Consider the following 7,438-nt stretch of genomic DNA (forward strand, 5'->3'; position numbering starts at 1 on the left):
AGGCGGCGGAACGCGGGCTGCGCCTGCTCGCGGGCTGGCTGGGCGGCGGGCGGATCGAGCTGCCCGACATGCCGGCGATCGAGCACATCGTGCCCTCGCTCGTGGCCCTCATCAACCGGCATCTCCAGAACTTTCCGGGCCACGCACCGCTGCCGCTGCCCGAGGGAATGAGCTACGACGGCCTCCGCCTGGTCACCTCCTGGATCGGCTCGGGAGGCGAGATCCCGGAGAAGCTGCTCCACGCTCTGGAGATCGCGGGCGACCAGGCCGGCGGGGCGCCCAGCGTCCGGCCGGACGCCATCGGCACCGTCGGCGCGTCACCCGCGGCCACCGCCGCCTGGCTGGCCGGGCGGGACGCGGACGGGCCGGCCCGCGATCATCTGGAGGCGGTCGTCCGGCGCCACGGCGGCCCGGTGCCCGTCGGGCTGCCCATCACCGTGTTCGAGCGGGGCTGGGTGCTGAGCTGGCTGGTCCGCGCGGGCGTGACCGTAGAGGTGCCGCCGGAGATGGTGGCGGACCTCAGGGCGGCGATCGGGCCCAGCGGGACTCCCGCGGGGCCGGGGCTGCCCGCCGACGCCGACACGACCTCCGTGGCCCTGTACGCGCTGGCGCTGCTGGGGGCGCCGCACGAGCCGGACAGCCTGTTGGGCTTCCGCTCCGGGACCCACTTCTCGACCTGGCCCGGCGAGCAGGGCACGTCGGTCAGCGTCAACGCGCATGTGCTGGACGCCTTCGGCGAGTACGTACGCCGCAGGCCCGCCGCCGCACCGCGCTACGGGCAGACCATCGCGGAGGTGGCGGCCTGGGTCCGTGAGCGGCAGCAGCCGGACGGGAGCTGGACGGACAGGTGGCACGCCTCGCCCTACTACGCCACCGTCAGCTGCGCCCTGGCGCTCGACTCCTTCGGCGGGGCCGCGTCGGATGAGCCGGTGCGCGCCGCGGTCGAGTGGGTGCTGGGCACCCAGCGGCCGGACGGCTCCTGGGGCCGCTGGGAGGGCACCGCGGAGGAGACCGCCTACGCGATGCAGGTCCTGCTGCTGACCGGGGACCGGGCGGATCCGCGGCTCCTGCGCGCCGCGGCGGCGGGCGAGGAGTACCTGACGCGATCGGCCGGCAAGGAGCATCCTCCGCTCTGGCACGACAAGGACCTCTACGTGCCGCTCGCCGTGACCCGCGCCGCAGTGATCGCCGCGACGCATCTCGCCCGGCGGGCGAGAGAACGCCCCTGGCCGCCGGAGGGTGCGCTGTCCTAGTCCGCGTACGTGTCCGCGTCCCTGACCAGCTCCTGAACGGTGTACGCATGCGTGTCCCTGGCCATGTACCAGCCACCGTTGAACGCGACGTTCTTGCGCTGCCCCTCCCCGACCCCCGCCAGCAGGGAGGGCAGTTCCCCGATGGCGGCCAGGAATGCCGCGTTGAGCTCGGCGTAGTGCGCGAAGACCCGCTGGACCGCCGCCTCCGTGGTCATGCCCTGGCATTCCAGGATGAGGACGGAGCTCGGCTTGCCCTCGCTCTTCTCCCGTTCGAACGTCCTGACGTCGTTGACGAGCCGCATGCATGCCGCGCCGAGGCCGGTGATCCGGGCCGTCGATCCCCAGTGCTCGGCGTCGGCGGGAGCGGGACCGCAGATAGCCAGGGCGGCGGCCCACCATGTGGGGTAGAGGATCGTGAGGCTGCCGTTGGCCACGTACTCCTCGTACGACGGCCAGGGCTCCTCACCCGCCGCCCACCTGCGCTCACGGATCATGGCGGCGCCGGCCAGCTCGAGCTGCTCCCGCAGAGTCGACGCGTGCACCGCGGCACCCTCGTGCCCACGGAAGCGGTCGCACCACGCCTGCCAGACGTGCAGGCCCTGCCCGAGGGCGCCCTCGGCGCTGGTCTGGGGCGGTTCGCCGGAAACGATCAGGCAGAGCTGCTCGAAGAATGCGGCGATGTCGCGATGAGACCACTGCCCCGCGATGTTGTCCGCGATGTCGTCGAAGCCGAACAAGATCGCGATCAGCGTCCCGAGATCGGCGATCTGGTCCGGGCGCGCCTGCGGGAACGTCGCCGCGGCGGACAGGCAGCTGAACGCCAGCCGGCTGGCGGAGCTGTCGCCGTCGGCGAGCAGGTGCGGGTAAGGGCGCACCAGCTCGGCGGCTTCCGGCACCGCGTCCAGCGCGGCCCGGAGAACGCCGCTGCGATCCTCCTCCGGGACGCCGGCCAGCTGGTGCGACCCGCGAAGCAGGCGATCCACCAGGTCATTACTGATGCTGAAGTAGCCAGAGAGGGCTGGGTCGCTCACTGTGGAAGGATATCCTCTTTGAGCATATTTGACTAATGTTGTCAAAAAGGGGATATTTGTAGGCAAAGTGATTACTGTTGCTTGAGAGGCGCTTTGAGCTGCGCTAAAGTTCCTTGATCGACAGCCCCCGGTATGCCACTGCATGGCCTGGTGGTCAGCACACGAAATGACTTTCACAGGGTAGGTACTATGGGCTTCCGCAATACACGACTGCGGACCAAAGTCACGGCTCTGCTTCTCTCGCTCGCGGCGCTGTGGGCGTTCGCTGCATGGGTCACGCTTCGTGAGGGCGTCAACCTGCTCTGGGTCTCCCAGCTCGACTCCAGCATCATCTCGCCCAGCGAGCCGCTCCTGGTCGAGCTCCAGAAGGAACGCCGGGTCTCGGTCGTCAAGCTGAGCAACGCGGGCGTCCGGTCCCGCAAGGACGTGGATACCCAGCGCAAGCAGACCGACCGCATGCTCGCCACGTTCAAGGAGTCAGCGAGCTCGAGCCTCGTCGACTTCGCCCTGGACGAGGAGGGAGCCAAGCGGCTCTCTGACGTGCTCCGGCAGCTCGACACCCTCAAGCAGACCCGGGAGGCCATCGACGCGGGGCAGATGAACCGGCTCCAGGCGACGAGCACCTACGGCGACGTCATCGACGCCGTCTACGGCCTCTACGGTTCGCTGGCGACCCTCGACGACAAGACTCTCGCCAAGGACATCCGCACGCTCCTCTCCCTGAGCCGGGCCCGAGAGGTGATCACCAGGGAAGACGCGCTGCTCGCCGGCGCGCTCACCGAGGGCCGGCTGACCGCCGTGGAGCACGCGCAGTTCACGCAGACCGTGGGAGCCTGGCGCATCCTCTCCGACCAGGCCGCGGCCGAGCTCCCCGCGTCCGAGAAGAGCAACTTCGACAAGCTCGTCAACGGTCAATCGTTCACCCGTCTCAAAAATCTGGAAACGCTGGTCTCCGAGCAGGACCCGAACGCCGGGACCCTGCCGTTCAGCGCCGACCAGTGGAAGTCGACGGCCGACCGCGCTCTCGCCGACCTGAACAACCTGGTGCTCACCGCGGGAGACCGCCTGGTCGACCGGGCCGTCCCGGTCGCCGTCAACGTGATCGTCCGGCTGATCCTGGCCGGCGGCCTCGGGCTCATCGCGGTCATCGCCTCGATCATCCTGTCCATCACCACGGCCCGTGCCCTGTTCGCCCAGCTGCAGAAGCTGCGCGACGCCGCGCACGAGCTCTCCGACGACCGGCTGCCCGGCGTCGTCGAGCGCATCGGCCGTGGCGAGGAGGTCGACCTGGCCAAGGAGGCCCCGGACCTGAACTTCGGCGACGACGAGATCGGCCAGGTGGGCCAGGCGTTCAACACCGTTCAGCGCACCGCGATCAGCGTCGCCGCCGAGCAGGCCGAGCTGCGCCGCAGCATCCGCGACATCCTGCTCAGCCTGGCCCGCAGGACACAGGGCCTGGTCCACAGGCAGCTCACCGTGCTCGACGTGATGGAGCGCCGCGAGACCGACCCCGAGGAGCTGAAGGAGCTCTTCCGGCTCGACCACCTCGCCATCCGCATGCGGCGCAACGCTGAGAACCTCATCGTCCTGTCCGGCTCGACCCCCGCCCGTACGTGGCGCCGCTCGGTCCCCATGGTCGACGTCGTCCGCGGTGCCCTGGCCGAGGTCGAGGACTACACCCGCGTCACGCTCATGCCGATGGGCGACGTCGTGCTCGTCGGCCGCGCGGTCGGTGACGTCATCCACCTGCTCGCCGAGTTGATCGAGAACGCCGTGTCGTTCTCGCCGCCGTACACGAACGTGCAGGTCAGCGGCCAGCTCGTGGCCAACGGGTACGTGATCGAGATCGAGGACCGCGGCCTGGGCATGAAGGCCGAGGACCTGGAGTCCAACAACGCGCGCATCGCGGACCCACCCGAGTTCCGCATCACCGGCACCGCCCGGCTGGGCCTCTACGTGGTCAGCCAGCTCGCCAAGCGACACGAGATCCAGGTGGTGCTCAAGGCGTCGCCGTACGGCGGGACGACGGTCGTGGTGCTGCTGCCGCAGGAGCTCGTACAGCTCGACCCCACGCCCGAACCGCAGGACGGCGAGCGGCGGGAGCGCCTGCCGCGCAGGACGACGGCCGTGGCCACCGCGATCCGGCCGGTCACCGCGGAGAACGTACGCACGCTCAAGCCCGCGCGCCAGGCACCCGATCCCGAGCCTTCGCCTGCCCCCACGCCTCCGCCGGCCCTTGCCCCGCCGGCCCCCGCGCCCTCGCTCGCCCCTGTGGAACCAGAACCCGAAACGCCAGCCGAACCAGAGCAGAAGCCTGTGACCGAGTTCACGTCGAATGGGCTGCCCCTGCGGGTGCCCCAGGCCAACCTGGCGCCAGCGCTGCGGGACGAGACGCCCACGCAGCCCGACTTCGAGGAGGACGATGACGAGCGCTCGCCGGAGGAGATCCGCGCGATGATGGGATCTCTGCAGTCAGGCACGCGTCTTGGCCGGAGCGAAGCCGCCAAGATGCTGGACGAGCAGTCGAGAGGTGAGGCATGACCCCCTCCGCCGGCACCGATCTCAACTGGCTGCTCGACGACCTCGTCGGCCGCATCAAGGAGGCCGACCACGCCATCGTGCTGTCGTCCGACGGCCTGCTGATGGCCTCGTCCGCCGGTCTGCAGCGGACCGACGGCGAGCACCTGTCCGCCGTCGCCTCCGGGCTGCAGAGCCTGGCGAAGGGCGTCTCGGACCACATCTCCGGCGGCACCGTGCGGCAGACGGTCGTGGAGTGGAAGCACCAGTTCCTCATCGTGACCACGGCCGGCGAGCGGGCCTGCCTGGCCGTCCTGTGCTCGCATGACGCCGACATCGGGCTGATCGCGTACGAGATGGCGATGTTGGTGGCCCGGGTCGGCCAGTACCTCACCTCGGGTGCCCGCAACGCCGAGGCCATCGCCGGGAGCGACCGGTGAGAGGCGCGGACGAACCGACGGACGAGCACTGGGTCGATCCGGAGATCATCCGGCCCTACGTGGTCACCCGTGGCCGCACGCAGTCCGCGCACGGCCGGTTCGACCTGATCTCGATGGCCCTCGCGGTGGGCCCGCCACCGGGCCCCGACGCCGGGCTGGATCCGGAGCACCTGCGGATCATCCAGCTCTGCCGCGAACCCAAGTCCGTCGCCGAGATCGCCGCGTACCTCGACCTGCCTGCCGGCACGATCCGGGTGCTGCTCGGCGACTTGTTCGACCGCGAACTCCTTTCTGCCCAGGAACCACAATCCGAGGTGGACATGCATGACATGAAGATGTACAGGGCGGTGCTCGATGGCCTTCGCTCGCTCTGAGCGTCCGCGCCTGCCGACGGCGATCAAGATCCTGATCGCGGGCGGCTTCGGCGCGGGCAAGACGACGATGGTGGGCGCGGTCTCCGAGACCCGGCCGCTGCGCACCGAGGAGGTCCTGACCGACCGCGGAATCGGCGTGGACGACCTCACGTCGGTGGAGGCCAAGCGCACCACCACCGTGGCGATGGACTTCGGCCGGATCACGCTGGGCAACGACTACGTCCTGTACCTGTTCGGCACGCCTGGGCAGGAGCGGTTCTGGTTCGTCTGGGACGAGCTGGCCGAGGGGTCACTGGGGGCCGTCATCCTGGCGGACACCCGGCGGCTGGCGGACTGCTTCCCCTCGGTGGACTATTTCGAGCGGCGGGGCACGCCGTTCGTGGTGGCGGTCAACTGCTTCGATGAGGCGCCTACGTTCGAGCTGGACGAGGTACGGCTGGCGCTGCAGCTCAACCCTTCGATCCCCATCATCATGTGTGACGCGCGGAAGCGGGAGTCGAGCCGGGAAGTGTTGATCAGCTTGGTCAAACACTCGGCCCGCCTCCGCGCCGAACCAGTCGGAAGCTAGGGTTTCGGGGGGCAAGAAGCGTGGTCCTCGCTGGCACTCGGACGAGTATTCCCGGGGATCGCGGCTTCGCCCCGACTCCCGGGGCGAGAAGGCCGCACGGCGCGGGCGGCCTTCTCGGCTGGCGTTCCCCGGGATCGGGCACGTGATCGCGCAGCGCGCCGTACGCAGCCGTCGCGGGCCCGTAACCGCCCACGGCCTTGCTTGCCCCTAACGGCGCTGTCCGTCAGGTTCGTCGAACAGGTCCTGGAAGGTCCGGGCGGTTACCGCGCGGGTGGTCCAGGTTTCGAGTTGGGCAAGATCGGTGCAGGCGGTGATGCGGGCGCGCGCGTCCTCTGGGACGTCAAGACCGCCGGCGTCCAGCACCAGCAAGAGCATTTTGACCGCTTCTTCCGACTTGCCGTCTGCCTTGCCTTCCGCGCGGCCGCGGCCGAAGTGTTCGCGGGCGAAGGGGCTGTAGACGGGCCAGTCCGTGATGGCCGGAATGCCGTCCGGTCCCAGCACTTGGGCCGGAGCCGACGGGCGGTTCGGGCAGCAGGGCCGCGGGGCCGGCGGCGCCTCATGACGGCGTTCGGGCTTGATCCTCAACCAGGGCGGCGAAACCGTCGAGATGGCGTGCGAGGCTGTATTCGAACAATCCGTCCAGGTCCGACACCGCTTCCTCTGGGATCGCGGCCAGCAGGGGAAATCGTCCGCTGCTGAGGAGTTCGTCGGCGCGGTTCCGTTGCGCGAGCCACCACCGGTCAAGGGTCATGCCGGTCTCCTGCTCCGCTTCGATCTCATCGGCCATGGACAGAGCAACGGTGACGACCAGTGCGTGCAGCGTGAGTGCCTCTCGAATGCGTGTCGTCATGGACAGGCCAAGCCCGTCGAGTGCGCGCAGGGTCCATTCGGTGTGGGCCATCATGTTGGGCACGAGCAATGGGCGCGTGAAGGAGATGGCCCTGGGCAGCCAGGGGTGTCGCCGTCCCAGCTGCCACTGCCGGCGAGAGATCAGTTCGAGCTTGGCTCGCCACCCGTCCGGCCCGGGGATGGGGAGCTCTGGTTCGCCGAAGGCTTCGTCGACCATCTGCGTCACCAGTTCGTCCTTGTTGGCCACGTGCCGGTACAGCGACATCGGACCGACGCCGAGTTCGGCCGCGAGTCGCCGCATGGACACGGCGTCGAGTCCCTCGATGTCGGCGATCGCGATGGCGGTGCGGAGAACGTGCTGCCGGTTCAGTGCCCGCTTGGGGATGCCGGCCTGACGCGGGCCCGG

8 protein-coding genes are annotated in these 7,438 nt (G+C 69.6%); 5 read left to right on the plus strand and 3 right to left on the minus strand.

Annotation, left to right across the window (positions count from 1 at the left end):
* A partial coding sequence (locus AB0J09_RS50130) for a prenyltransferase/squalene oxidase repeat-containing protein (RefSeq protein WP_360708240.1) occupies window positions 1-1,253 on the plus strand: 1,253 nt, incomplete at its 5' end.
* On the opposite strand, the gene AB0J09_RS50135 is transcribed toward AB0J09_RS50130, so the two are convergent.
* The gene (locus tag AB0J09_RS50135; protein ID WP_360708244.1) at window positions 1,250-2,284 is read right to left on the minus strand and encodes a terpene synthase family protein; all 1,035 of its coding nucleotides are present in this window, start codon (window positions 2,282-2,284) and stop codon (window positions 1,250-1,252) included. The genes AB0J09_RS50130 and AB0J09_RS50135 overlap by 4 nt on opposite strands.
* Before the next feature lie 189 nt (window positions 2,285-2,473).
* Between AB0J09_RS50135 and AB0J09_RS50140 the strand changes: the two genes are divergently transcribed.
* Genes AB0J09_RS50140 through AB0J09_RS50155 form a run of 4 tightly spaced genes read left to right on the plus strand, consistent with a single transcriptional unit; the run spans window position 2,474 to window position 6,183 of the window.
* Window positions 2,474-4,825, plus strand: coding sequence for a nitrate- and nitrite sensing domain-containing protein (locus AB0J09_RS50140; protein WP_360708247.1), 2,352 nt, complete (start codon window positions 2,474-2,476; stop codon window positions 4,823-4,825).
* On the plus strand, window positions 4,822-5,241 hold the full coding sequence (locus AB0J09_RS50145) for a roadblock/LC7 domain-containing protein (RefSeq protein ID WP_360708250.1): 420 nt from the start codon (window positions 4,822-4,824) through the stop codon (window positions 5,239-5,241). Before AB0J09_RS50140 ends, AB0J09_RS50145 begins: the two co-directional genes overlap by 4 nt.
* Window positions 5,238-5,615 carry a DUF742 domain-containing protein gene (locus tag AB0J09_RS50150; protein WP_360708253.1) on the plus strand — a complete coding sequence of 126 codons (378 nt, stop codon included), beginning with the start codon at window positions 5,238-5,240 and terminating at the stop codon, window positions 5,613-5,615. The genes AB0J09_RS50145 and AB0J09_RS50150 overlap by 4 nt, the downstream gene beginning before the upstream one ends.
* The gene (locus AB0J09_RS50155; protein WP_360708256.1) at window positions 5,596-6,183 is read left to right on the plus strand and encodes an ATP/GTP-binding protein; all 588 of its coding nucleotides are present in this window, start codon (window positions 5,596-5,598) and stop codon (window positions 6,181-6,183) included. The genes AB0J09_RS50150 and AB0J09_RS50155 overlap by 20 nt, the downstream gene beginning before the upstream one ends.
* Before the next feature lie 207 nt (window positions 6,184-6,390).
* On the opposite strand, the gene AB0J09_RS50160 is transcribed toward AB0J09_RS50155, so the two are convergent.
* Window positions 6,391-6,684 carry a hypothetical protein gene (locus AB0J09_RS50160; RefSeq protein ID WP_360708258.1) on the minus strand — a complete coding sequence of 98 codons (294 nt, stop codon included), beginning with the start codon at window positions 6,682-6,684 and terminating at the stop codon, window positions 6,391-6,393.
* 55 nt (window positions 6,685-6,739) lie between these two features.
* Window positions 6,740-7,438, minus strand: a 699-nt coding sequence (locus AB0J09_RS50165; RefSeq protein ID WP_360708260.1) for a TetR/AcrR family transcriptional regulator, incomplete at its 5' end; no start/stop codon positions are given.

Origin of the sequence: Nonomuraea sp. NPDC049784, from assembly GCF_040659615.1 — a bacterium.
Taxonomy (GTDB): Bacteria; Actinomycetota; Actinomycetes; order Streptosporangiales; family Streptosporangiaceae; genus Nonomuraea.